The following is a 23,626-nucleotide window of genomic DNA, read 5'->3' as shown; positions in this document are numbered from 1 at the left end:
ACGCATCGGGAACCAGGCCAGGTTCTCCACATGTCGAGAACTTCCCGCGCCTTCTCCACAGCCTGTGAGTGAATCAACTTTTCACAAATTTATCCACAGGCTGTCTTTACCTAATTATCTGTTTTTAAATGATAAAATTGTTAATCAAACGTTTACGTTTCAGTTTTCCCCAATCATAGATTTTGGGGATTTCGGGCGTGAAACACTGATTTCCAGTCATCCACAGGCCCAATAACTACATCATCCTTCTTTATCTTTACGACTATTTAAGAGAGAGGAGCACTCGTCCGGAGGTGATCCCATGACCGATCTGCTTGCCCTGTCCTACCCATGGGTGAAGTCCCTTCACATCATGGCAGTGCTGTCGTGGATGGCGGGCCTGTTCTATCTTCCAAGGCTGTTCGTCTATCACGCCGAGCGGGGCCGCAACGGCGAGGCAGAGCCGGCAACATCACTCGCAATCATGGAAGACAAGCTTCTGCGCCTGATAATGCGGCCTGCCATGATCCTGACCTGGATTGCCGGGCTGCTTCTGGTCGCAACCCCGGGAATCGTCGACTGGTCAATGGCCTGGCCCTGGACCAAGGCCGTCGGTGTGATCGCAATGACCTGGTTTCACATGTGGCTTGCAGGCCAGCGTCGGCTGCTTCAGGCGGGGCAGGGACTGACCGGCAGGCGCTATCGGATGATGAACGAATTGCCGACGATCTTGATGGTCGTAATCGTTCTGTCGGTCATTCTGAAGTTCTGAGAATTGACTCAAGGGAGGATTCTCCCTATCTGAGCGTTCAACCGTCGTCCGGCGGCCGCTTTCCATTCACAATTACCATCGTGCCGCGATCCGCTGATCCGCCGCGTCCATGGACATGATATGAGCGAAGAACGTCTGAACCTGGCCGATCTCAAGGCGAAAACCCCTGCCGACCTTCTGGCCATGGCCGAAGAGTGGGAGATCGAGAACGCCTCGACCATGCGCAAGGGCGAGATGATGTTCTCGATCCTGAAGGAACATGCCGAAGAGGGATGGGATATCGGTGGCGACGGCGTTCTTGAAGTCGTCCAAGATGGATTCGGCTTCCTTCGTTCGACCGAAGCGAACTATTTGCCGGGTCCGGACGACATCTACGTCAGCCCGGAAATGATCCGCCAGCATTCGCTGCGCACTGGCGACACTGTCGAAGGCGTCATCCGCGCACCGGGGGAGAATGAGCGGTATTTCGCGCTGACCCGAGTCGAGCGAATCAACTTTGAAGATCCCGAGAAGGCGCGCCACAAGGTCGCCTTTGACAACCTGACCCCGCTTTACCCGAATGAGCGGCTCAAGATGGAAATCGAGGATCCGACGATAAAGGATCGTTCGGCCCGCATCATCGACCTGGTCGCCCCGATCGGCAAGGGCCAGCGTTCTCTGATCGTTGCGCCGCCGCGGACCGGCAAGACCGTCCTTTTGCAGAACATCGCGCATTCGATCGAGAAGAATCACCCCGAGTGCTATCTGATCGTCCTGCTGATCGACGAACGCCCCGAAGAGGTCACGGACATGCAGCGTTCGGTGAAGGGCGAGGTGATCTCCTCGACTTTCGACGAACCCGCAAGCCGACACGTTGCAGTTTCGGAGATGGTGATCGAGAAAGCCAAACGGTTGGTCGAGCATAAACGAGATGTTGTTATTCTTCTCGATTCGATCACAAGACTTGGTAGGGCGTTTAACACCGTCGTCCCCAGCTCGGGCAAAGTCCTGACGGGTGGTGTCGATGCGAACGCGTTGCAGCGGCCGAAGCGCTTCTTCGGTGCGGCACGGAACATCGAGGACGGTGGTTCGCTGACCATCATCGCGACCGCGCTGATCGACACTGGCTCGCGCATGGACGAGGTCATCTTTGAAGAATTCAAGGGGACCGGCAACAGCGAGATCGTCCTGGATCGCAAGGTTGCCGACAAGCGCGTCTTCCCGGCCATGGACATCCTGAAATCCGGGACGCGGAAAGAGGAACTGCTCGTCGAAGCGCGCGATCTGCAAAAAACCTATCTTCTGCGCCGGATCCTGAACCCCATGGGCACCACCGACGCCATCGAGTTCCTGCTTTCGAAACTGAAGCAGACCAAGAGCAACAGCGAATTCTTCGAATCGATGAACGCCTGACCGGCCGGAGGATGTTTTGGACACGATCTTTGCCGAGGCCACACCGCCCGGTCGAGGAGGCGTTTCGGTCGTTCGCTTGAGCGGCCCGGATTCGCATGCTGTCCTGCAAACCTTGGTCGGGGCCGTTCCAGAAGCACGGCGCGCCTATTTGCGCGCCGTCCGCGATGGGGATGATCTTATCGACCGTGCGCTGGTGCTGTGGTTCCCAGAGGGGCACAGCTTTACCGGGGAAGAAGTCGCGGAATTCCATCTTCACGGTGCTCCGGTCATTTCAACCCGCTTGGCTGAAGCTTTATTGGCACGCGGTTTGCGTCGTGCTGATGCCGGTGAGTTCAGCAAGCGCGCCTTTCTGAACGGGCGCATGGACTTGGCAGAAGCAGAAGGCTTGTCCGACCTTTTGTCTGCCGAGACGGAAGCCCAAAGAAAATTGGCCATGCGTACCGCAGATGGCGAACTCGGGCAAAAGGCGGACGAACTCCGCTCAAAGCTGATCCGTGCAGGGGCACTGGTTGAGGCAAGTATTGATTTTGCGGACGAAGAAGTACCTGAAGAGGTCCCGGCCGAGGTCTATTCGCTTATCGATTCTGTGCGCCATGATATCTCGATGATGTTAAAGGCCTACCCAGCCACCGAGCGTCTTCGGCAAGGATATGAAGTAGCGATAATCGGCCCACCAAATGCCGGGAAATCCAGCCTTCTCAATCGGATAGCTCAACGAGAGTTCGCGCTTGTGTCGGATATTGCCGGTACGACACGTGACATTCTTGAACTGCGTACGGACCTGCGGGGCCTGCCAGTGACGTTTCTGGATACGGCTGGATTGCGGGAGAGCGCGGATCCGGTAGAAGCGATGGGTGTCAAGCGTGCGACGGAGCGCGCGGAGCAAGCGGATCTTAGGATACACCTATCCGAAAGTCCGGATGTGTCGACCCTGCTTGTGGATGGAGATTTTGTTGTCAGGTCCAAGGCCGACCTGGGTTCTGGCAACGGAATTTCAATTTCCTCCAAGACAGGCGAAGGAGTCGCAGAGCTTCTTGATCTGGTTTACGATAGCCTAAGAATTAAAGCAGCCGATTCCGGTCTGGTAGGCCATCGGCGCCAAGCGGAAGCACTGGAGCGCGCGCGCGACGCACTAGACATCAGCGCTAGAAGTGAGCCGGAATTCTTGGCCGAAGCGTTGAGAGCCGCAGCTCTTGGGTTGGCTTCAATGGTTGGGCGAGTCGGGGCGGAGGATTATCTGGATGAGATCTTTTCCTCGTTCTGCATCGGAAAATAGGGTGTTTCACGTGAAACAGTTCGATGTGATTGTTGTTGGCGGCGGACATGCTGGTCTTGAGGCCGCAATGGCGGCTGCGCGTATGGGTGTCGCGACGGCGCTAGTGACATTGCGCGAGGACGATCTAGGCACAATGTCTTGCAACCCTGCCATCGGAGGGTTGGGGAAGGGGCATCTAGTGCGTGAAGTGGACGCACTGGATGGCGTGATGGGCCGAATCGCTGATGAGGCAGGGATTCAGTTTCGGTTGCTGAACCGACGGAAGGGCCCGGCGGTTCAAGGGCCGAGGGCCCAAGCGGATCGAAACATATATCGGCGCACTGCAAGACAATTGGCGCTACTGCAACCAAATCTCGAGATTGTCTTGGGAGAGGTATCCCAGATCGTACATGCGATGGATCGGGTTGAGGGGATTAGGCTGGCGGATGGCCGTGAACTGGTGTGTTCCCAGATCATTCTCACAACGGGAACATTTCTTAACGGACTGATTCATATTGGTGAGGAGACGCGGACTGCAGGGCGTTGGGGTTCTGATGCGTCAGTTTCCCTTGCCGCTTCTCTTCGCCCCTTGGGCCTGCCCCTCGGTAGACTGAAAACCGGGACACCTCCGAGGATTCTGAGATCAAGTATCGACTGGGATTCGCTTGAACAGCAGCCGGGTGACGACTGCCCCGTAATGTTCTCGTATTTGAGCGAGCGGCCCACCGCGAGGCAGGTCAGCTGCGCGATCACATATACTAATGAGCGTACACACAAGGCTATCCGCGATAACTTGGGTCTATCAGCCATGTACGGCGGACGCATCGACGGTGTCGGACCGAGATATTGTCCTTCAATCGAAGATAAAGTGGTGCGATTTGCGGAGAAAAATTCGCATCAGATATTCCTTGAACCCGAGGGTCTCGATTCCGATTTGATATATCCTAATGGCATCTCAACCTCGTTGCCCGAGGAGGTGCAGTATGAATATGTAAGATCGATCCGAGGCCTGGAAGAGGCCGCAATCGTCCAGCCTGGTTATGCTGTAGAGTATGACTATGTCGATCCCCGGGCGCTGAGCTCTTCTTTAGAAGTCAAGGCCATGCCTGGTCTTTTCCTGGCAGGTCAGATTAACGGCACCACAGGATATGAAGAGGCAGCTGCACAAGGCCTTGTTGCAGGCCTCGGAGCCGCGCTTTGCTCTCAAGGGCGAGAACCCGTACATTTCAGCAGATCACAAAGCTATATCGGTGTGATGATTGACGATCTTGTAACCCGAGGTGTCAGTGAGCCCTACCGCATGTTTACGTCGCGCGCGGAATTTCGGCTGTCTCTTCGGGCCGATAATGCAGATCAAAGGCTTACACCGGTTGGAATTGAGATTGGTTGCGTGGGCTCGGACCGGCGGGAAAGTTTTGATTTCAAAATGGGGCGTTATAGAGCCGCGCGTAGGGTCGCGGAAGACCGCCAGTTTACCTCCCATGAACTTCGGCGACTTGGCTTGGATGTGCGGCAGGATGGGAGCAGGCGCAGCCTTTTTTCGCTGCTCGGGCAGCAGGAAATTGGGCGTGAAGTGGTGCTTTCCTTGGACACTGAACTCGCGCAAGTCGACGGATCCATATTGGATCAACTAGGGACTGATGCGCTCTATCAGCAGTACACCGATCGCCAAGAACGCGATGCCCAGCTGTTGCGTAAAGAAGAGGCTGTGGGCATTCCCACGGATTTTGACTATGATGCACTTTCCGGGTTGTCCAATGAGCTGAAGGATAAGCTGAAGCGGGCACGGCCAATCAATCTTGCTGCAGCATCGGCAATTGAGGGAATGACTCCAGCCGCGCTGACGCTTGTCTTGGCAGTATTGCGTTCAGACCGGCGTCGTGCAGTTTAATGACTGTTTCACGTGAAACAGATCCGCTCGAGAAGTATGCGGCCCTCATTCGCAAGTGGAACCCCGTAATCAATCTTGTCGCACCATCGACACTGGACCAGGTGGAAAATCGCCATATTGCCGATTGCTTGCAGTTGGTGAACATATCAGCCAAGGCTAGGGGCCCATGGCTTGACATGGGCAGCGGAGGGGGCCTTCCGGGGATAGTTTTGGCAATTCGCCGCCCAGATCTACCAGTGACCCTTCTGGAAAGTGATAAGCGTAAGGGAAGCTTTCTTCGCACGGTAGCGCGAGAATTAGGCCTTACCAACGTGCAGATCATTTCCGAGCGCATCGAGAGCGCCCATCCGCTCTTTTCTAGCAATATCAGTGCGCGGGCGCTTGCTCCACTTCCTCTCCTGATGTCATATGTTCATAGACATCTTGATCCCAGGGGGCGGGCATGGCTTATGAAGGGGGGCAATTGGCAGTCCGAGGTAGAAGAGGCCCGCAAGATATGGAGCTTTCAACTTAATGCTCATGAAAGCCATACTCATCCCGGTGCTGCAATTTTGGAACTAACGGATATCCGCTATGCCTGAAACACGCGTCATTGCCATTGCCAACCAGAAGGGTGGGGTTGGAAAGACGACCACTGCGGTGAATCTTGCGGCGGCATTAGCCGAGGCGGGACATCGGGTTGCAGTTATAGATTTGGATTCGCAAGGTAATGCGTCAACGGGGCTTGGTATTCCACCCGAGGAGCGCGATCGGACAACCTATGACCTGTTGATGGCCGAGACTAGTTTGGCTGAGTGCGTCATCCCGACCAAAGTGGACAATCTCAGTCTTGTTCCTTCAAGTCGGGACCTCGCCTCGGTCGACCTTGAAATGTCCAATCGCCAGGGCCGAACCCAACTTCTTCGTCGCAAGCTTCCCAGCACATCAGAATTTGAGTATTTGCTTATCGATTGCCCGCCGGCTCTTGGTCTGCTTACTGTGAACGCAATGGTTGGGGCAGGAAGTGTTCTCGTTCCATTGCAGGCCGAGTTCTATGCGCTTGAGGGGCTGTCCCAGTTGCTGATGACCGTCAGAGAGGTACGGCAAACTGCGAACCCAGACCTACGGATCGAAGGCGTGTTGCTGACGATGTCCGATAATCGAAACAATCTTTCGCAACAGGTCGAGGCTGACGCGCGGAATACGCTGTCCGGGTTGGTCTACAATACGGTAATCCCGCGCAATGTTCGCCTGTCCGAGGCGCCGTCGCATGCGATGCCGGTCCTGCATTACGATTCCAACTCTAAGGGTAGTCTAGCCTATCGCGAGTTGGCCAAGGAATTCTTGTCCAGACAATATGCGACAGCCTGAGGAGGAGCCCGTGTCAGAGAACAAGCTTGAGAAAAGAGGGCTGGGGCGCGGACTGTCGGCGCTGATGGCCGATGTAGACTTGATCCCTTCCGAAAGACCAATGCCGCGACAACTTCTACCCGTCGAACAGATCACCCCCAACCCAGACCAGCCGCGGCGCAGCTTTGCACAAGAGGCACTACAAGAACTGGCGGACTCGCTGCGTCAGCGCGGAATGCTGCAGCCTTTGATCGTGCGGCCACATCCCAGTGACCGTGGCCTCTATCAGATCGTTGCGGGTGAGCGCCGTTGGCGGGCTGCGCAACTGGCGCAACTTCATGACGTTCCCGTGATCGTTCGTGAACTGACCGACACAGAAGTTCTTGAAATTGCTATTGTCGAGAACATTCAGCGGTCGGATCTGAACGCGATCGAGGAGGCCGCGTCCTATCGCCAGTTGATGGATCGTTTTGGTCATACGCAGGAAAAGGTGGCGGAGGCTCTGAACAAGAGTCGCAGTCACATCGCCAACCTGCTGAGACTTCTCAACCTGCCGGAGCAAGTGCAAACTTGGTTGAAGGAAGGCAAGCTTACCGCAGGACACGCGCGCGCATTGATCACCGTGCCAAATGCAGTGGAGTTGGCGCGAAAGGTTATCGAGAAGAACCTTTCTGTGCGTGAAACAGAGGAATTGGTTCGCCGTCAGGTTGAGGCAGCGAAGCAGAAACCCGTCAGTCGTCGACCCGAGAAGGACGCTGATACACGTGCGCTGGAGAGCGATCTTTCGGCCCACCTGAAGATGAAGGTCCAGATCAATCACTCCGGACAAGAGGGCGGGCAACTCGTTGTCAGCTACAAGGATCTGGATCAGTTGGACAAGCTTTGCCAAGCTCTCGGTAATTGATAAATCAATATCTGGTATATTGCGTACAAAATATTTCCATATGTAGAAACCCCGGGATAACATCCCGGGGTTTTCACTTGATCTAGTCTGTTACTGAAATCAGTTTGCGGGGGTTGAGCTGACGCCAACCTTGGCAGGTCGCAGCAGACGATCATGCAGCATGAAGCCGTTGCCCATGACCTGGATGATGTTTCCGGCGATCGTGCCCGGGACCGGGGCCTCGAACATCGCCTCGTGATGCTGTGGGTCGAACTTGTCACCGATTTCCGGTTTGATGACGACGATACCGTGCTTGGCAAAGACATTGCCAAGCTCACGCAAGGTCAGTTCGACACCCTCGATAAGCGCGGCAGATGCGGCGCGCTGGTCATCGTTGACGGTTTCCAGCGCCCGCGACAGGGCGTCATGGACCGGCAGCAAGTCACGGGCCAGGCGCGTGCCGCCATACTGTTCGGCCTCGCGGCGTTCCTTGTCTGCGCGCTTGCGGGCGTTTTCGGCATCCGCAAGGGCGCGCATGAACTTGTCCCGCAGGCCGTCGCGTTCGGCGATCAGCGCCTCGATCTCGGGCGAGGCGCCTTCCGTGTCCTCCGGCAGAGGTTCGGCAAAGTCCTCATCGTCAAGGGGGCTTCCATTCGGGTACTCGTTCGTCATGTCCTTCATCCTTTCCGGCCGGAGATGATCCGGCCGACGAGCTGCGCAGTGTAATCCACAATCGGCACGATGCGTCCGTAGTTCAGCCGGGTGGGGCCGATCACGCCGACCGCGCCAACGATCTTTCGGTCGGCATTCATATAGGGTGAAACGACCAGAGATGAACCGGAAAGTGAAAAAAGCTTGTTCTCGGAACCGATGAAAATCCTGACACCCTCGCCGTGCTCGGCCAGCTCAAGGAATTCGGCGATGTCGCGCTTGCGCTCCAGGTCGTCGAAAAGCGTCCTGATCAGGTCCAGGTCGGCAAGCTCATGGGCCAGCAGATTGCCACGCCCGCGCACGATCAGGCGCGGATCGGGGCCGTCGTCATTCCACATCGCAAGACCAGACGAGATCAGCTCGGCAGCGACCTGATCCAGTTGCTGGCGGCTGGCCTTGATCTCCTGCGATATTCCGTGACGCAGATCGGCCAGTGTGCGCCCCTCGGCGACCGCGTTCAGGAAGTTCGCGGCCTCGCGCATGGAACTCGCGGTATGCCCCTTTGGCGGAGAGAACACCCGGTTCTCTACCCGCCCGTCTGCAAAGACCAGCACCACCAGCGCACGATCGGGCGCAAGGCTTACGAATTCGATATGGCGGACAGGGGCTTCCTGCTTCGGCATCAACACCAGCGACGCGCCGTGTGTCAGGGTCGACAGGGCGGTGCTGACGCGGTCCAGCATGGCCCCGGTATCGCCGCTTTCATTGCCGAGCGTCTCTTCGATCATCTCGCGGTCGGTGGTCGAGACGGGTCCAGCCTCCATCAGTCCATCAACGAAAAGCCGAAGGCCCAACTGCGTCGGCATTCTCCCGGCCGAGACATGTGGATGGTCCAAAAGCCCCAGATGCTCAAGATCCTGCATCACGTTGCGGATCGTGGCTGCGCTGACACGCTCGCTCATGTCGCGAGTCAGTGTCCGAGAGCCGACGGGCTCGCCGGTGGCCAGATAGGATTCGACGACGCGGCGAAACACCTCGCGCGAGCGGTCGTTCAGGTCGGAAAGCAAGGCGGTTTCAGGCATGGCACATGTGCTTGGTCGTTCGCGGGGTTGCGGTCCGGGGGGGCCGACCTGTATTTGAACAGCAAAACCCCCGAAAGGAATGACCGATGCGACCTTCTGGCCGAAAATTAAGCGATATGCGTCCGATTTCAATCGAGACGGGCGTCATGCGCCACGCCGAAGGGTCCTGCCTGATCTCGTGCGGGCATACGAGGGTCCTGTGCTCGGCCACGATCGAGGACAAGGCACCGCCCTTTCTGAAGGGCTCGGGGCAGGGCTGGGTCACGGCGGAATACGGAATGCTGCCGCGCGCAACCAACTCCCGCAACCGGCGCGAGGCGGCCAGCGGCAAGCAATCGGGCCGCACACAAGAGATCCAGCGCCTGATCGGGCGGTCGCTGCGCGCGGGTGTCGACCGGCGCGCCTTGGGTGAACGCCAGATCGTCATCGACTGCGATGTGATCCAGGCGGATGGTGGAACCCGCTGCGCCTCGATCACGGGGGGCTGGGTGGCATTGCGGCTGGCCGTGAACAAGCTCCTGACGGCGGGCGTCATATCCTCTGACCCGATCATGGACCATGTCGCGGCGGTGTCCTGCGGCATCTATGCCGGCCAACCGATCGTCGATCTGGACTATGCCGAGGATAGCGAGGCCGGGACCGACGGCAACTTCATCATGACCGGTGCCGGACGCCTGATCGAAGTCCAGATGTCCGCCGAGGGCGCGACCTTCTCGCGCCCCGAGATGAACCAGTTGCTGGACCTCGCCGAGGCCGGAATCGCCGAACTGGTTCTCGCGCAGAAAGAGGCCATCGTATGAGGAAGCTGACCGAGGGGAAGCTTCTTGTGGCGACCCATAACAAGGGCAAGCTGGAGGAGATCCGCGCCATGCTTGCCCCGCACGGGATCGACGTGACCTCGGCCGGAGAGTTGGGACTGGCCGAACCGGACGAGACCGAGACGACCTTTATCGGGAATGCCCGTATCAAGGCGCGCGCAGCGGTGCAGGCGACGGGGCTGCCTGTCCTGGCCGATGATAGTGGCATCACGGTTGACGGGCTGGACGGTGCGCCGGGGGTCTATACCGCCGATTGGGCCGAGACGCCCAACGGGCGCGATTTCATGCAGGCGATGACCCGCACATGGTCCGAACTTGACCAGCGCGGCGTTCCCGAGCCCCGCACGGCCCAGTTCCGCGCGACGCTGATCCTGCTCTGGCCGGATGGTCACGAGGAAATCTTCGAAGGTATTGCACCTGGCCGCCTGACTTGGCCGCCGCGCGGGCAGCAAGGCCACGGCTATGACCCGATCTTTATTCCCGACGGTCAGGACCGGACTTTCGCCGAGATGAGCGCGGATGAGAAGAACCTCATCAGCCACCGTGCCGATGCCTTCCGCAAGCTGGAGGCGGCCTGTGTCTAGGATCTCCACCGGTTCCCCCTTCGAAACGGCGCTCGGCTATAGCCGGGCCGTGGTCAAGGGGCCGTGGTGCTTCGTTTCGGGCACCACGGGCTATAACTATGCGGCGATGGCGATGCCCGACAGTGCCGCCGAACAGGCACGGAATGCCTTTGCCACGATCTTCGACACGCTTCGCAAGGCGGGATTCGATCCAGCCGACATCGTGCGTGTGCAATACACGATTATCGATCCAGCATTGGTGGAGGAAATCACCCCGGTCCTGGGCGAGGCGATGAAGGTTGCGTTACCTGCGGCCACGATGGTTGTCGCGGGGCTCATCAGACCCGAAATGAAGGTCGAGATCGAGGTAACCGCGTTCAAGGGATGACAACCGCCACAATCACCGCACAATTGGATCCCCTTGCCCAGGACTGGAGGGCGGGGGGGTTCGCGCTTTATGTCCATTGGCCATTCTGCGCCTCGAAGTGCCCATATTGCGATTTCAACAGCCATGTATCGGCGACTGTCGATCAGGGGCGTTGGCTTGCTGCCTATCGCAAGGAGTTGGCGCGGTTGGGGCGAGAATTGCCGGGCCGGGTGCTGAACAGCATCTTCTTTGGCGGCGGTACGCCCAGCCTGATGGCCCCCGAGACGGTCGCGGGCGTGATCGAGGCTGCCCGTGCCGAATGGCCCTTTGCCAACGACATCGAGATTACGCTGGAGGCGAATCCTACCAGCGTCGAGATGGGACGCTTCCGCGCCTATGCCGATGCAGGGGTGAACCGCGTCTCGATGGGGGTGCAGGCGCTGAACGATGACGACTTGAGGCGATTGGGCCGGATGCATAGCGTGGCCGAGGCGCGGGCCGCCTTCGACATTGCACGGGATTGCTTCGCGCGCGTCAGCTTTGATCTGATCTATGCCCGCCAGGATCAGGACCGGGCCCATTGGAGGCGTGAGTTGACCGAGGCGCTTGGAATGGCTGTCGACCACCTCTCGGCCTATCAGCTGACGATCGAGCCGGGGACCGCTTTTGGCGCCCGCCATGCCAAAGGAGGCTTGAAGGGGTTGCCGGACGACGATCTCTCCGCCGACATGTATCAGGACACGCAAGAGATCTGCGCCGCCGCTGGAATGCCGACCTATGAGATTTCGAATCACGCCAGGCCGGGCGCCGAAAGCCTTCACAACCTGATCTATTGGCGGCAGGGGGACTGGGCAGCCGTAGGGCCCGGCGCGCATGGCCGCCTGACGCTGGCCAATGGACGCTGGGCGACCGAGGCGCATCGCGCCCCCGGTGCCTGGCTGGAGGCGGTTGAGGCGCGGGGCACCGGCGACAGCCTGCGCGAATGCCTGTCCCTGTCGGATCGCGCCGTTGAATATCTGCTGATGTCACTTCGTCTGACCGAAGGGCTGGAAGTGCCGCGCTATCTGGCCCATGGGGCAAAGCTGCCCCAGGGCAGGCTTGCCGACCTGATCGGCCTTGGACTGGTCGAGCAGCGAGGCGACCGGCTTGCCGCGACAGCGGCGGGCAGGCCCGTCCTGAACGGCATCCTGCGCGAACTGGCCGAATGATGCGCCTGCTGTGGCTTGCCCTTGGCTGGCTTTCGCTGACGGTGGGCGTCATTGGCGCGATTCTGCCCGTGATGCCGACCGTGCCTTTCCTTCTGGTCGCGGTCTGGGCCTTTGCCAAATCCTCGCCCCGGCTGGGCGCCCGGATCATGCGGCACCCGACTTTTGGCCCGCCGATCCGGGCGTGGCGAAAACGGGGCGTGGTTGGGCGCATGGCCAAGATCTGGGCCACCGTGGCGATGGCCTGCGGGGTGGGATGGTCGCTTTATTTCGGACTTGATCCGCGCATTGTCGTCGCCCAGGCGCTGGTCTGCAGCGCGGTCGCACTGTGGCTGGTGACGCGGCCAGAATCCTGATCCGGCGATACAACCTTTTGCCCACTTGTGTGTTTTCGGCTGCGGAGCAAACTGCGCTCACTGGTGCCGTTCAAGGCCCAGGGTCTATTCGGAGGGAGGACCATGAGCGACACTTCCGGGGTGAAGATCCACCCCGCCGTTGATAACGGCATCAAGCCGGCCAAGGCCGGTTTCGCGGGCGGTGAACTTCACTGCAAATGCGCATCCAATCCGGTGCGCGTCGCGGTCAAGGCACAGACTGCGCATAACCACGTCTGTGGCTGCACCAAATGCTGGAAACCCGAAGGCGCCATCTTCTCGCAAGTCGCTGTCGTCGGCCGCGACTCGGTCGAGGTGCTGAGCGGTGCCGAGAAGCTTGAGATCGTGAACAAGGACGCTCCGATCCAACGCTATCGTTGCAAGGATTGCGGCGTGCACATGTACGGCCGGATCGAGAACAAGGAACACCCGTTCTACGGTCTCGACTTCGTCCATACCGAGCTTTCCGACCAGGACGGCTGGGCGGCGCCGGAATTTGCAGCCTTCGTCAGCTCGATCATCGAATCCGGTGTCGATCCCAGCCGCATGGCTGGCATCCGCGCGCGCCTGCGCGAACTGGGGCTTGAGCCCTATGACGCGCTTTCGCCGCCCCTGATGGACGCGATCGCGACGCATATCGCCAAGAAATCCGGCGCACTCGCGGCTTGACGATTGCCGTTTTGGCCGCGACAGGGGGTCGGTCATACCGGCCCCCAAAGCCATGGCCACCCGCGCGTTAGGGTTCGGTTATGACAAGACATTCAGCAGGCCAATCGGCCAGGACGCAAGGAGATTATCGATGAGAACACGTGCAGCCGTCGCGCTCGAGGCCGGCAAGCCGCTGGAAGTCATGGAGGTCAATCTCGAAGGGCCGAAGGCCGGCGAGGTGATGATTGAAATCAAGGCCACCGGCATTTGCCACACCGACGAATTCACCCGTTCGGGCGCCGACCCCGAAGGGCTTTTTCCCGCGATCCTGGGCCATGAAGGCGCCGGCGTCGTGGTCGAGGTCGGCCCCGGCGTCACCTCGGTCAAGGTGGGCGACCATGTGATTCCGCTTTACACGCCCGAGTGCCGCCAATGCGCCTCGTGCCTGTCGGGCAAGACCAACCTGTGCACCGCCATCCGCGCCACCCAGGGCCAGGGCCTGATGCCCGACGGAACCTCGCGCTTCTCGATGCTGGATGGCACGCCGATACATCACTACATGGGCTGCTCGACCTTCTCGAACTATACCGTGCTGCCCGAGATCGCGGTCGCCAAGGTGCGTGAGGACGCACCCTTCGACAAGATCTGCTACATCGGCTGCGGCGTGACCACCGGGATCGGGGCCGTCATCAACACTGCCAAGGTCGAGATCGGCGCGAAAGCCGTTGTCTTCGGTCTGGGCGGCATTGGTCTGAACGTCATCCAGGGCCTGCGCCTTGCAGGTGCCGACATGATCATCGGCGTCGACCTGAACAATGACAAGAAGCCCATGGCCGAGCATTTCGGCATGACCCATTTCATCAACCCGAAAGAGATCGAAGGCTCGGTCGTGCAGGAAATCGTCAACATGACGAAGACCCCGTTCGACCAGATCGGCGGCGCCGATTACAGCTTCGACGCGACCGGCAACACCAAGGTCATGCGCGATGCGCTGGAATGTACCCATCGCGGCTGGGGTCAGTCGGTCATCATCGGCGTGGCGGCAGCGGGCGCCGAAATCAGCACCCGTCCGTTCCAGCTGGTGACGGGCCGCGTCTGGAAGGGCACGGCCTTTGGCGGGGCCCGTGGCCGCACCGACGTGCCGAAAATTGTCGACTGGTACATGGACGGCAAGATCGAGATCGACCCGATGATCACCCACACGATGCCGCTGGATGACATCAATAAGGGCTTCGACCTGATGCATTCGGGCGAATCCATCCGCTCGGTCGTCCTTTACTGATCGTAAACGGCTGCTTAGTTAAAAGGACGGCGGGGCCGCTGGTCCCGCCGTCGCCATGAGGAAATAAGGAGCAGGCCGATGCGTCACCAATGGCTCGATGATGACGATGACGACGACGATGAGGACGATCGCCCGCAGAAAGGCGAAAAGGACGAAGGTCTTGGCCTGCCCGAGGGGGACAAGATCGGCAAGCTCTACTTCAAGTCGCGCACGGTGATCGTCGCCGGTGCGATCAACGACAAGCTGGCGCAGCGCACCGTCGCCCATCTGCTGGCTCTGGCCGAAGACAGCGACCAGCCGATCAACATGCTGATCTCCTCGCCCGGCGGGCATGTGGAATCGGGCGACATGATCCATGACGTGATCAAGTTCATCCGCCCCACCGTCCGCACCATCGGGTCGGGTTGGGTCGCCTCGGCCGGTGCGCTGATCTTTGTCGCGGCGAAAAAGGAAAACCGCTTCTGCCTGCCGAACACGCGCTTTCTGATCCATCAGCCCTCGGGCGGGATCGGCGGCACCTCGTCCGACATGATGATCCAGGCCGAGCAGGTCCGCCTGATGCGCGACCGGCTGAACCACATCTTTGCCGATGCGACAGGCCAGCCGGTCGAGCGGATCGAAAAGGACACCCAGCGCGACTTCTGGCTGAACACCCAGGAAGCGCTGGACTATGGACTGCTGGGCAAGGTGATCCGGTCGGTGGACGAACTGAAATGACGGCGGGCGGGATCCTGATCCGTCCCGCCACGCTTCAGGACCGGGATGCGATCTGGTCGATTCTCGAACCGGTCTATCGGGCGGGCGAGACCTATTGCATCCCCACCGACATCTCGCGAGATGAGGCGCTGGCGGATTGGTTCGCCGCGCCTTTTTCCGTCTTCGTGGCCGAGTTTCAGGGGAAGGTGCTTGGTACCAGCCATGTCGGTCGCAATCGCCCCGGCCCGGCAAGCCACGTCGCCAATGCCAGCTTCGCCACCCATCTTGACGCACGGGGCAGGGGTATTGCGCGGGCGTTGGTGACGCATGCCAAGGACTGGGCGCGCGACCAGGGCTTTCGGGCGATGCAGTTCAACTTCGTGGTCGCGACCAATTCCGATGCTGTCCATTCCTGGCAGCGCGCGGGGTTCGAGGTCGTCGGCCGGCTGCCGGGGGCATTCCTGCATCCCCGGCTGGGCTATGTCGACGCGCTGGTGATGTTCCAGAATCTGGCAGCGGATTGATCCGCAGTCAGTCCATCTGCCGCATCCATGCGTGGCCGAACTGGATATAGAAAATCGTGTCCTCGGGGCCTTTGGCGACATCCAACCCCGCATCGATGCCCATCTTGCGCGCGATGCGATAACGGAAGCCCGCGCCATAGGTCCATATCCCGTCCTCGGCGTGAAACAGGCGCGAATCCTCGACATGGGTTTCGCCATAGCCGCCGAAGACCACCCCGGCCCAGCGGGGGGTGAACTGTCGCCTCAGCTCGATTTCCGAGGTCAGCGCGCTGTCCCCGGAATAGCGCCCGTGCTGGACCCCGCGCAGCGCCACGCTGGGCGCCATGAAGAAGGGCGCACCGCTGCTGACCGCGTCATATTCCGCCAGGATGCCAAAGGACCAGGCATCCCCGAACTCGGTAAAGCTTGTGACCACGGCGGACAGGTTGTTGAAATCCGCATCGCTGCCAATGGCGTCGTCATAGCGGTCGAACTTCAGGACCGCGTTGATCCCGCTTGTAGGAGAGACAGGGTTGTTGCGCGTGTCGTAATGCAGCGATGCGCCCAGCGAGATATATTGCTGCGGGTCGATCACGTCGTTGATCGCGCTTCGCACGCGGCCGCCCAACTCGGTTTCTTCCTCGGACCCGCCCAGCGAGATTTCAGTATGGCGATAGGTCAGGCGCGGGCCCAGCCAGAAGTTCGTTTCACCAAGCTTGAACCGTGCCGCCGCAATCCCCCCAAAGACCGAGTTGTTGTAATCGACCGAGCGGTCCAGCCCGAAGGGAAAGATCGGCAGCGTGATATCCGCCCCACCGAAGGCAAGCTGATAGCGCGCCTTGCCTTCGCGGAACTGACCCGTCCTCATGATGCCGCCCGCCTTGGAATCGTTCCCCGTCAGGGCAAGCCCGACCATCGTGCGCGCGCCCTGTCCGCCCGGACCCAGCGCGCTGTTGATGAACTGGCCGACGACGCCGAAGCCACCCTGAACGGCGGGCTCGGTGATAATGACCGGGATCGGGATGAAGCCGCCCCGCGCCAACAGGGCCGAGGCATCGAACATGTGGTCGTCAGGGTCGACGAAGATCGAAAAGTCGAACGCGTCCGCCGCGTCCGCTGAAAGCGAAATCACGAAAGCTGAAGCGAAACCAAGGAATGCGGACGACCGGGGCAGAGTGGACATGGTAGACCTTCCCGCTGTTGGCGCGCCTCAAGGTAGCATGCAGACGGTGGACAGCACGGGGTAATTGCGGTTTTCTGCGCGCCGTGTCCTTGGGGTCACGCCCACGCAGCCGCCCGGCCATTTGTTGCAGAAACGCCGATTGCCGATTGCCGGCCGGTCGCGGAATTGCTTTCCAGCACGTCAGAGCAACCGTTTCGCTTGAAGGGAAAGACCGATGAAGTTCGAAACCGTTTCCGAGAACCGCAGTTTTGGCGGCATCCAGGGCGTCTATCGCCACCAGTCCGAGGCCACGGGCACGACGATGACATTCGCCGTCTACCTTCCGCCGGCTGCCGAGCACGGCAAGGTTCCGGTCCTGTGGTACCTCTCGGGCCTGACCTGCACGCATGAAAACGCAATGACCAAGGCCGGGGCGCAAGAATGGGCTGCTGAATACGGGATTGCGTTGATCTTCCCGGACACCTCGCCGCGTGGCGAGGGCGTGGCCGATGACGAAGCCTATGACCTTGGTCAAGGTGCGGGCTTTTATGTCGATGCGACCCAGAAGCCTTGGGCACCGCATTTCCGCATGTGGCACTATGTGACGCATGAACTGCCCGAACTGGTCTTCTCGAACTTTCCGCTGGACCGCGAGGCGCAGGGAATCACCGGCCATTCCATGGGCGGCCACGGCGCGCTGACCATCGCGATGACCATGCCCGAACGCTACAGGTCCGTCTCGGCTTTCGCGCCCATCGCGAATCCGTCGGATTCCGACTGGGGCCGCAAGCAGTTCACGGCCTATCTGGGTGATGACCACGCCGCCTGGGAGAGCCACGACGCAAGCGTCCTGATGCGCGAGCGCGGTTATCCGGGCGAGGTCCTGATCGACCAAGGGGCGTCGGACCAGTTCCTGGACCTGCTGAAGCCCGCGTCTTTGGCCCAGGCCATGATCGAGCGCCGCCAGCCCGGCGAATTCCGGATGCAGAAAGGCTATGATCACAGCTATTTCTTCGTTCAGACCTTCGTCGCAGACCACATCCGCTGGCATGCGGAACGGTTGGGCTGATACCGCCACAGGGGAATTCCACTGTCTTTTTCGCAGGTGGAATTCCCTCCCGGATTACCTTGATTCCCTAAGACTTTAGTTTGGCGAAGCGGTCGGCTTCGTTGACGCAGGGGCGCGCGGACAGAAACACTCCCCGAGGAGGGCCACCCCGCGAATGAGGAGTCGCGCTGGCCTACAAGCGGAGGGAAATTCATGAAGAATTTGATGAAGGGCGCCGTCATGGCGTTGCTGCTGTCCGGCACCTCGGCAATGGCCAATGACAGCGTTCTTGCAGAAATCGCAAAGCCCGAACAATGGGCAATCCAGACGGGTGACTATGCCAACACCCGCTATTCCACTCTGGACAAGATCAACAAGGACAACGTCAAGGACATGCGCGTGGCATGGACTTTCTCGACCGGCGTGCTGCGCGGTCACGAAGGTTCGCCGCTGGTGATCGGGGACGTCATGTTCGTCCACACCCCGTTCCCGAACAATGTCTTTGCGCTGGACCTGAACGACAACGGCAAGATCCTGTGGCGTTATGAGCCGCAACAGGATCCGAACGTGATCGCGGTCATGTGCTGCGACACCGTCAGCCGCGGTCTTGCCTATGCAGATGGCATGATCCTGCTGCATCAGGCGGACACCACGCTGGTGGCGCTGGACAGCAAGACCGGTGAGGTCAAGTGGTCGGTCAAGACCGGCGATCCGGCAGTTGGCGAAACCAACACCGCGACCGTTCTTCCGGTCAAGGACAAGGTCATCGTCGGTGTCTCGGGCGGCGAATACGGGGTGCGCGGTCGTGTGACCGCCTATAACCTCAAGGACGGCACCGAAGCGTGGAAAGCCTATTCCACCGGTCCGGACGCAGAAATGCTGGTCGACCCCGAAAAGACCACCGTGCTGGGCAAGCCGATCGGCAAGGACAGCTCGCTGAGCAGCTGGGAAGGCGATCAGTGGAAGATCGGCGGCGGTACCACCTGGGGTTGGTATTCCTATGACCCGGACCTGAACCTGATCTATTACGGGACCGGCAACCCTTCGACCTGGAACCCCTCGCAGCGCCCTGGCGACAACAAGTGGTCGATGACCATCATGGCCCGCGACGCCGATACCGGCATGGCCAAGTGGTTCTACCAGATGACGCCGCATGACGAATGGGACTTCGACGGGGTCAACGAGATGATCCTGACGAACCAGCAGATCGACGGCAAGGACCGCAAGCTTCTGACCCACTTCGACCGGAACGGCCTTGGCTATACGCTGGACCGTGAATCGGGCGAGCTTCTGGTGGCGCAGAAGTATGATCCGGCGGTGAACTGGACCACCGGCGTCGACATGGATCCCAAGTCCGAGACCTATGGCCGCCCGGCCGTGGTCGCGGAGTACTCGACCGAACAGAATGGCGAGGATACCAACTCGACCGGCATCTGTCCGGCGGCCCTTGGTTCGAAAGACCAGCAGCCGGCGGCCTTCTCGCCCAAGACCAACCTGTTCTACGTCCCGACCAACCACGTCTGCATGGACTACGAGCCGTTCCGCGTCGCCTATACCGCGGGCCAACCCTATGTCGGTGCGACCCTGTCGATGTATCCCGCGCCGAACAGCCATGGCGGCATGGGTAACTTCATCGCCTGGGACAACACCAAGGGTGAGATCAAGTGGTCGCTGCCTGAGCAGTTCTCGGTCTGGTCTGGTGCCCTGGCGACTGCGGGTGACATCGTCTTCTATGGTACGCTGGAAGGCTATCTGAAGGCTGTGGACTCCGAAACGGGCAAGGAACTCTACAAGTTCAAGACCCCGTCGGGCATCATCGGCAACGTCATGACCTATGAACATGGCGGCAAGCAGTACGTGGCCGTGCTGTCCGGTGTCGGCGGCTGGGCGGGCATCGGCCTTGCGGCTGGCCTTACCAACCCGAACGAAGGTCTGGGTGCCGTGGGCGGTTATGCGGCTCTGTCGCAATACACCGAACTGGGCGGCCAGCTGACCGTGTTCGAGCTGCCCGGCTGACCTCATACTTTGGTGCCGAATACCAAACTGTGACTCGAAATGGGCCGTTCCAAGGGTAACTTGGAGCGGCCCTGTCCTTTCAAAGGACGGAGTAGGGAGGAAGATTCATGAACAACAGAACGACCGCCAGACTGATGGCGATCTGCGTCGCATGTGCGACCGTAGCCATGGCCCAGACGGCCGTTGGGCAGGACAATACGACGCCTCCGGCACAGGCCGGGGCAGGCGCTGCCGCCGCGACTTCGGGGAACGCCCCCGCGGCGGAAGCACCCGCCGAAACCGCCGAGGTGAAGGCCGAGGGGGGCAAGCTGGTCCTTCCGAACGGCCAGGACATGACCCCGGACCATCAGGAGAACGGACGCTGGTACAATGCCGAGGGCATTCCCACGTTCAAGATGTCCGAGGATGGGACGATCGATTATGCCACCTTCTCGGGCTATCGCCGCTATTCGGCGGAATGCCATGTGTGCCACGGCCCGGATGGAGAAGGCTCGACCTATGCGCCGGCGCTGAAGAACTCGGTCCTCAAGATCGACTATTACCAGTTCCAGGAAATCGTCGCTTCGGGCAAGCAGGACGTGAACACGGCCGCGAACCTGGTCATGCCCGCGTTCGGCACCAACAAGAACGTCTGGTGCTATATCGACGACATCTATGCCTATCTGCTGGCCCGCGGGACGGGCGATCTGCCGCGTGGCCGCCCGGCCAAGAAAGAGGCCAAGCCGGACGATTTCGTGACCCAGGAAAACTCGTGCATGGAAGGATGATGGGACACCGTCTTCTTCCAGCCGTTCTGGCGACCTGCTGCCTCGTGGCTTCGGCTGCGACGGCGCAGGTCGCCGACCTGCGTTCGCATGGCGAATTCCGCGTCTGCGCCGACCCCGCGGCCGTTCCGATGTCGTCCGAGGATGGTTCGGGTTTCGAAAACAAGCTGGCCAGCTTCGTCGGGGAACAGCTTGGCCTGCCGGTGACCTATACCTGGTTCCCGCAGGGTTCGGGCTTCATCCGCAAAACCCTGCGCGCCGGACTTTGCGACGTGGTCATGGGCTATGCCCAGGGCGATGAGATGGTGTTGAACACCAATCATTACTACACCTCTGCCTATGGCATCGTGACGCGCAAGGACAGCAAGCTGGCCTCGGTCGACATGCTTGAGGATCCTGCGTTGAAGGGCCAGCCCATCGGCGTGGTGGCGGGGACGCCCCCTGCGAGCAACCTGGCGCGGGCGGGCTTGGCCAAGGACATGCGCGGCTGGGACCTGTTCGTGGATCGCCGTGTCGAAAATCCAGTTGGCGACATGCTGGCCCAAGTTAAGTCGGGCGAGCTTGCCGCTGCCGTCCTTTGGGGGCCGATGGCGGGACCGCTGATCAAGAACGATCCTGATCTGCAATTCACGCCGCTGCTGAAGGAAACGACCGGTCCGAAGATGTTCTATCGCATCACGATGGGCGTCCGACCGGGCGAGGACGCGTGGAAGCGCGAATTGAACAGCCTGATCCGGCGCAACCAGGACCAGATCGACACCATCCTGCGCGAGGCAGGGGTGCCGATCCTGGACGACTATGGCAAGGGGCTGAAGCCATGAAGTTGGGGGCCCTGGCTGCACTGATGTTGCTGGCCGGGCCCGCGCTGGCACAGGATGCCCCCGTGCCCGAGCCGCAGGACTATCATGGCGAGCCCTATCGCTCGGCCGTGCCGGCGACACTTTCCGGTGCCCGGGTCGTGGATACGGCGCAGGCAATCGCCCTGCACGATCAGGGCGTGCCCTTCATCGACGCCATGCCGCGCAAGAAGCGTCCCGACGGCCTGCCCGAAGGGACGATCTGGAACGCGCCGCCGCATATGACCATTCCCGGCGCGCTGTGGCTTTACGACACCGGGTATGAACGGATTTCCCCTGAAGAGGCTGAGCGGCTGGCGCAGGGTCTTTCGCGGGCCACCCATGGCGACAAGGCGGCGCCCGTGGTGCTGTTCTGTCGCTCCGATTGCTGGATGAGCTGGAATGCCGGCAAGCGCGCGGTGCAACTGGGTTACACCGGGGTCGCCTGGTATCCCGAGGGCAGCGACGGTTGGCAGGCTGCCGGGCGCGAATTGGTTACGGCTGACGCCCCGTGAACGCTCCGAAGGCGCGGGGGCCGTCGGGAAGCTCGATCTCGCGCGTGATCTTCACTGTCGCGGCATCGATCCAGACCAGGGTGTTCGAATCCCAATGCGCGACGACGACGCCCGAGCCGTCGGGCAGCGGCGCGATCCCTTCGGGATAATCGCCTGTTTCCAGAGTGTCCAAGACGGTCAGGGTTTGCGGATCAAAAACCGTGACGGTGCCGGCATACTGGTCGGTGACAAATCCGCGCCCGCCGGCAAACGCGACACCATAGGGGTGGCTGCCGGTCGGAACCTGACCAATCTTCTGGCCCGCAACCGGATCGACGACACTGATGGTGTCGCTTTGCACATCGGCGGTCCACAGCTTGCCGTCATGGAACAGGACCGCGTAGGGGTGCTTGCCGACCGGCACGGTCGCCAGACGCTTTCCCGTTCCGGCATCCAGGATCGAAACCTGATCGTCGTCCCGATCCGCAGTCGCCACCAGCTTGCCATCGGTCGCAACCCCGGCGGGGGCCTTTCCGGTCGAGGCGGTCCACAGGACGTTCAGATCCTTGTCCAGGCGCAGCAGGCGCGACTGATACCATTCGGTCACGAAAAGCCCGCCATCGGAGGCCAGCGCGATGCCGAAGGCACCCTCCGGCAAGGGCAGGGTGCGGACCACTGCAGCCTTGTCGTCCAGCACCGTCAAAAGCCCCGTCCCCGCCGAGATGACATAGGCGCGGCCATGTTCCGGATCGAAGGTCACGGGCGCGGGGGCGCCGGGCACCGGCGTCTCGGCCATGACCTGCCCGTTCTGCAGGTCGACCAGGCTGACAACCTCGGCATTCTGCGAGGTCACGAAGGCCAGATCGGCGGCGACGGCGGGGAAGGTGCAAACCATCCCCGCCAACGCCAGCCGGATTGCGTGGCGGATCATTCCGCCTTGCCGAACCTTTCGGCCAGCGCGTCCAGCCCGGCCTGATAGATACCGCCCACCGCCTTAAGCGCGGCGTCGTCGTTCTGGTCCGGTGGGGGGTTGTTGTTCGGGAAACCGCGATAGAATCCGGCGCGCCAGGTGACCGTGGCTTTGCCGCCCTCATCCTTGACGCAAAGCGTCGAGGCATAGTTTGTCACCGGCAGCACCGCGACATCGACATTCTCGATCCGGTAGGCATAGCAGCGCTTGTCCGGCTGCCATTTCGACAGGATTTCGGTGATCGTCGGATCGCCCGCATCGGCTTTCAGATGCAGGACGCGTTCGGATTTCTCGGGCTGGTCGACCGAGCCGTCGCCTTTCAGTTCGGTCTTGGCAATGCCGGGATGCCAGCTCATGTCTTCGAACTTGCCGATTGCGGCCCAGACCTCGTCAGGCGAGGCGTTCAGCTTTTGGTCCAGTTCCAGCTTCAGCCGCACAGGACCATGCGCCTGGGCCGCGCTTGCCAGCGCCATCGTGGCGCCCAGAGTGATGGCCAAAAATCGGTTCATCCGTTCAGTCTCCTCGCAATGGGTGCCCGGGCCTCTTCGACCCGCCGCGCCCGACTGTGCGACCATGCCTTCGGCACCCAAGCCGCGTCCATACGACAAACGTATCGGGTGAATTTCCCCGGATCGGGACGGGGTCT

Annotated in this window: 26 protein-coding genes; 21 read left to right on the top strand and 5 right to left on the bottom strand. The window is 60.6% G+C overall.

Annotated features, from left to right (window positions below; genetic code table 11):
* Nucleotides 1–301: 301 nt before the first annotated feature.
* From ACO2Q4_RS16680 to ACO2Q4_RS16650, 7 genes are all read left to right on the top strand, one after another.
* Nucleotides 302–751: a CopD family protein gene (locus tag ACO2Q4_RS16680; RefSeq protein ID WP_423320694.1), complete on the top strand. Its 450-nt coding sequence runs from the start codon at nucleotides 302–304 to the stop codon at nucleotides 749–751.
* A 120-nt stretch (nucleotides 752–871) separates the two neighbouring features.
* Complete coding sequence (gene rho, locus ACO2Q4_RS16675; RefSeq protein ID WP_311759827.1) at nucleotides 872–2,143, top strand: transcription termination factor Rho; 1,272 nt, start codon at nucleotides 872–874, stop codon at nucleotides 2,141–2,143.
* Between the two features lie 16 nt (nucleotides 2,144–2,159).
* A complete protein-coding gene (gene mnmE, locus ACO2Q4_RS16670) occupies nucleotides 2,160–3,419 on the top strand; it encodes a tRNA uridine-5-carboxymethylaminomethyl(34) synthesis GTPase MnmE (protein WP_423320692.1) in 1,260 nt (419 codons plus the stop codon).
* Nucleotides 3,385–5,289 carry a tRNA uridine-5-carboxymethylaminomethyl(34) synthesis enzyme MnmG gene (mnmG, locus tag ACO2Q4_RS16665; protein WP_423320690.1) on the top strand — a complete coding sequence of 635 codons (1,905 nt, stop codon included), beginning with the start codon at nucleotides 3,385–3,387 and terminating at the stop codon, nucleotides 5,287–5,289. The genes mnmE and mnmG overlap by 35 nt, the downstream gene beginning before the upstream one ends.
* Nucleotides 5,289–5,870: a 16S rRNA (guanine(527)-N(7))-methyltransferase RsmG gene (gene rsmG / locus ACO2Q4_RS16660; protein WP_423320688.1), complete on the top strand. Its 582-nt coding sequence runs from the start codon at nucleotides 5,289–5,291 to the stop codon at nucleotides 5,868–5,870. The genes mnmG and rsmG overlap by 1 nt, the downstream gene beginning before the upstream one ends.
* A complete protein-coding gene (locus tag ACO2Q4_RS16655) occupies nucleotides 5,863–6,639 on the top strand; it encodes a ParA family protein (protein ID WP_311759823.1) in 777 nt (258 codons plus the stop codon). The genes rsmG and ACO2Q4_RS16655 overlap by 8 nt, the downstream gene beginning before the upstream one ends.
* Nucleotides 6,640–6,649: 10 nt before the next feature.
* Nucleotides 6,650–7,522 carry a ParB/RepB/Spo0J family partition protein gene (locus tag ACO2Q4_RS16650; RefSeq protein WP_395134372.1) on the top strand — a complete coding sequence of 291 codons (873 nt, stop codon included), beginning with the start codon at nucleotides 6,650–6,652 and terminating at the stop codon, nucleotides 7,520–7,522.
* Nucleotides 7,523–7,621: 99 nt separating this feature from the next.
* Here ACO2Q4_RS16650 and ACO2Q4_RS16645 read toward each other — a convergent pair whose 3' ends face one another.
* Together ACO2Q4_RS16645 and hrcA are read right to left on the bottom strand one after the other, a co-directional pair.
* Nucleotides 7,622–8,173, bottom strand: coding sequence for a nucleotide exchange factor GrpE (locus tag ACO2Q4_RS16645; protein WP_395134373.1), 552 nt, complete (start codon nucleotides 8,171–8,173; stop codon nucleotides 7,622–7,624).
* A gap of 5 nt (nucleotides 8,174–8,178) precedes the next feature.
* Complete coding sequence (gene hrcA / locus ACO2Q4_RS16640) at nucleotides 8,179–9,234, bottom strand: heat-inducible transcriptional repressor HrcA (protein ID WP_395134374.1); 1,056 nt, start codon at nucleotides 9,232–9,234, stop codon at nucleotides 8,179–8,181.
* Between the two features lie 86 nt (nucleotides 9,235–9,320).
* On the opposite strand from hrcA, the gene rph reads away from it, so the two are divergent.
* The 9 genes from rph to ACO2Q4_RS16595 all read left to right on the top strand — a co-directional run bounded on the left by rph (nucleotide 9,321) and on the right by ACO2Q4_RS16595 (nucleotide 15,711).
* Nucleotides 9,321–10,034 (top strand): ribonuclease PH, encoded by a 714-nt coding sequence (gene rph / locus ACO2Q4_RS16635; RefSeq protein ID WP_311759819.1) that lies wholly within the window; start codon nucleotides 9,321–9,323, stop codon nucleotides 10,032–10,034.
* The gene (gene rdgB, locus ACO2Q4_RS16630; protein ID WP_423320684.1) at nucleotides 10,031–10,636 is read left to right on the top strand and encodes an RdgB/HAM1 family non-canonical purine NTP pyrophosphatase; all 606 of its coding nucleotides are present in this window, start codon (nucleotides 10,031–10,033) and stop codon (nucleotides 10,634–10,636) included. Before rph ends, rdgB begins: the two co-directional genes overlap by 4 nt.
* Entirely contained in the window at nucleotides 10,629–11,003 is a 375-nt protein-coding gene (locus ACO2Q4_RS16625; protein WP_423320682.1) for a RidA family protein, read from the top strand. The genes rdgB and ACO2Q4_RS16625 overlap by 8 nt, the downstream gene beginning before the upstream one ends.
* Entirely contained in the window at nucleotides 11,000–12,190 is a 1,191-nt protein-coding gene (hemW, locus tag ACO2Q4_RS16620; protein ID WP_423320680.1) for a radical SAM family heme chaperone HemW, read from the top strand. The genes ACO2Q4_RS16625 and hemW overlap by 4 nt, the downstream gene beginning before the upstream one ends.
* Nucleotides 12,187–12,543, top strand: coding sequence for a YbaN family protein (locus tag ACO2Q4_RS16615; RefSeq protein ID WP_311759815.1), 357 nt, complete (start codon nucleotides 12,187–12,189; stop codon nucleotides 12,541–12,543). The genes hemW and ACO2Q4_RS16615 overlap by 4 nt, the downstream gene beginning before the upstream one ends.
* Before the next feature lie 102 nt (nucleotides 12,544–12,645).
* Nucleotides 12,646–13,230 carry an S-(hydroxymethyl)glutathione synthase gene (gene gfa, locus ACO2Q4_RS16610; protein WP_311759814.1) on the top strand — a complete coding sequence of 195 codons (585 nt, stop codon included), beginning with the start codon at nucleotides 12,646–12,648 and terminating at the stop codon, nucleotides 13,228–13,230.
* Between the two features lie 130 nt (nucleotides 13,231–13,360).
* Nucleotides 13,361–14,491, top strand: coding sequence for an S-(hydroxymethyl)glutathione dehydrogenase/class III alcohol dehydrogenase (locus ACO2Q4_RS16605; protein WP_311759813.1), 1,131 nt, complete (start codon nucleotides 13,361–13,363; stop codon nucleotides 14,489–14,491).
* A gap of 78 nt (nucleotides 14,492–14,569) precedes the next feature.
* Nucleotides 14,570–15,208 carry an ATP-dependent Clp protease proteolytic subunit gene (locus tag ACO2Q4_RS16600; RefSeq protein WP_311759812.1) on the top strand — a complete coding sequence of 213 codons (639 nt, stop codon included), beginning with the start codon at nucleotides 14,570–14,572 and terminating at the stop codon, nucleotides 15,206–15,208.
* Nucleotides 15,205–15,711 carry a GNAT family N-acetyltransferase gene (locus tag ACO2Q4_RS16595; RefSeq protein WP_423320676.1) on the top strand — a complete coding sequence of 169 codons (507 nt, stop codon included), beginning with the start codon at nucleotides 15,205–15,207 and terminating at the stop codon, nucleotides 15,709–15,711. The genes ACO2Q4_RS16600 and ACO2Q4_RS16595 overlap by 4 nt, the downstream gene beginning before the upstream one ends.
* A gap of 7 nt (nucleotides 15,712–15,718) precedes the next feature.
* On the opposite strand, the gene ACO2Q4_RS16590 is transcribed toward ACO2Q4_RS16595, so the two are convergent.
* A complete protein-coding gene (locus tag ACO2Q4_RS16590; RefSeq protein WP_423320674.1) occupies nucleotides 15,719–16,873 on the bottom strand; it encodes a BamA/TamA family outer membrane protein in 1,155 nt (384 codons plus the stop codon).
* Between the two features lie 214 nt (nucleotides 16,874–17,087).
* Here ACO2Q4_RS16590 and fghA point away from each other — a divergent pair, with 214 nt between their 5' ends.
* The 5 genes from fghA (at nucleotide 17,088) to ACO2Q4_RS16565 (ending at nucleotide 22,031) form a co-directional block, all read left to right on the top strand.
* Entirely contained in the window at nucleotides 17,088–17,921 is an 834-nt protein-coding gene (fghA, locus tag ACO2Q4_RS16585; RefSeq protein ID WP_311759809.1) for an S-formylglutathione hydrolase, read from the top strand.
* A gap of 192 nt (nucleotides 17,922–18,113) precedes the next feature.
* Entirely contained in the window at nucleotides 18,114–19,916 is a 1,803-nt protein-coding gene (locus tag ACO2Q4_RS16580) for a methanol/ethanol family PQQ-dependent dehydrogenase (RefSeq protein WP_311759808.1), read from the top strand.
* 107 nt (nucleotides 19,917–20,023) lie between these two features.
* Nucleotides 20,024–20,683, top strand: a complete 660-nt coding sequence (locus ACO2Q4_RS16575; RefSeq protein ID WP_311759807.1) for a c-type cytochrome, methanol metabolism-related — start codon at nucleotides 20,024–20,026, stop codon at nucleotides 20,681–20,683.
* Nucleotides 20,683–21,501, top strand: coding sequence for a substrate-binding domain-containing protein (locus ACO2Q4_RS16570; RefSeq protein WP_423320671.1), 819 nt, complete (start codon nucleotides 20,683–20,685; stop codon nucleotides 21,499–21,501). Before ACO2Q4_RS16575 ends, ACO2Q4_RS16570 begins: the two co-directional genes overlap by 1 nt.
* Nucleotides 21,498–22,031 carry a PQQ-dependent catabolism-associated CXXCW motif protein gene (locus ACO2Q4_RS16565; RefSeq protein WP_311759805.1) on the top strand — a complete coding sequence of 178 codons (534 nt, stop codon included), beginning with the start codon at nucleotides 21,498–21,500 and terminating at the stop codon, nucleotides 22,029–22,031. Before ACO2Q4_RS16570 ends, ACO2Q4_RS16565 begins: the two co-directional genes overlap by 4 nt.
* On the opposite strand, the gene ACO2Q4_RS16560 is transcribed toward ACO2Q4_RS16565, so the two are convergent.
* On the bottom strand, nucleotides 22,012–22,941 hold the full coding sequence (locus ACO2Q4_RS16560; protein ID WP_423320669.1) for a YncE family protein: 930 nt from the start codon (nucleotides 22,939–22,941) through the stop codon (nucleotides 22,012–22,014). The genes ACO2Q4_RS16565 and ACO2Q4_RS16560 overlap by 20 nt on opposite strands.
* Complete coding sequence (locus ACO2Q4_RS16555; protein ID WP_311759803.1) at nucleotides 22,938–23,489, bottom strand: SRPBCC family protein; 552 nt, start codon at nucleotides 23,487–23,489, stop codon at nucleotides 22,938–22,940. Before ACO2Q4_RS16555 ends, ACO2Q4_RS16560 begins: the two co-directional genes overlap by 4 nt.
* Between the last annotated feature and the right edge of the window lie 137 nt (nucleotides 23,490–23,626).

The organism is Paracoccus sp. KR1-242, assembly GCF_049446195.1.
Classification (GTDB): Bacteria; Pseudomonadota; Alphaproteobacteria; order Rhodobacterales; family Rhodobacteraceae; genus Paracoccus; species Paracoccus broussonetiae.
Note: the sequence above shows the minus strand (reverse complement) of the source record. Positions and strands in the feature narration are given on the sequence as shown.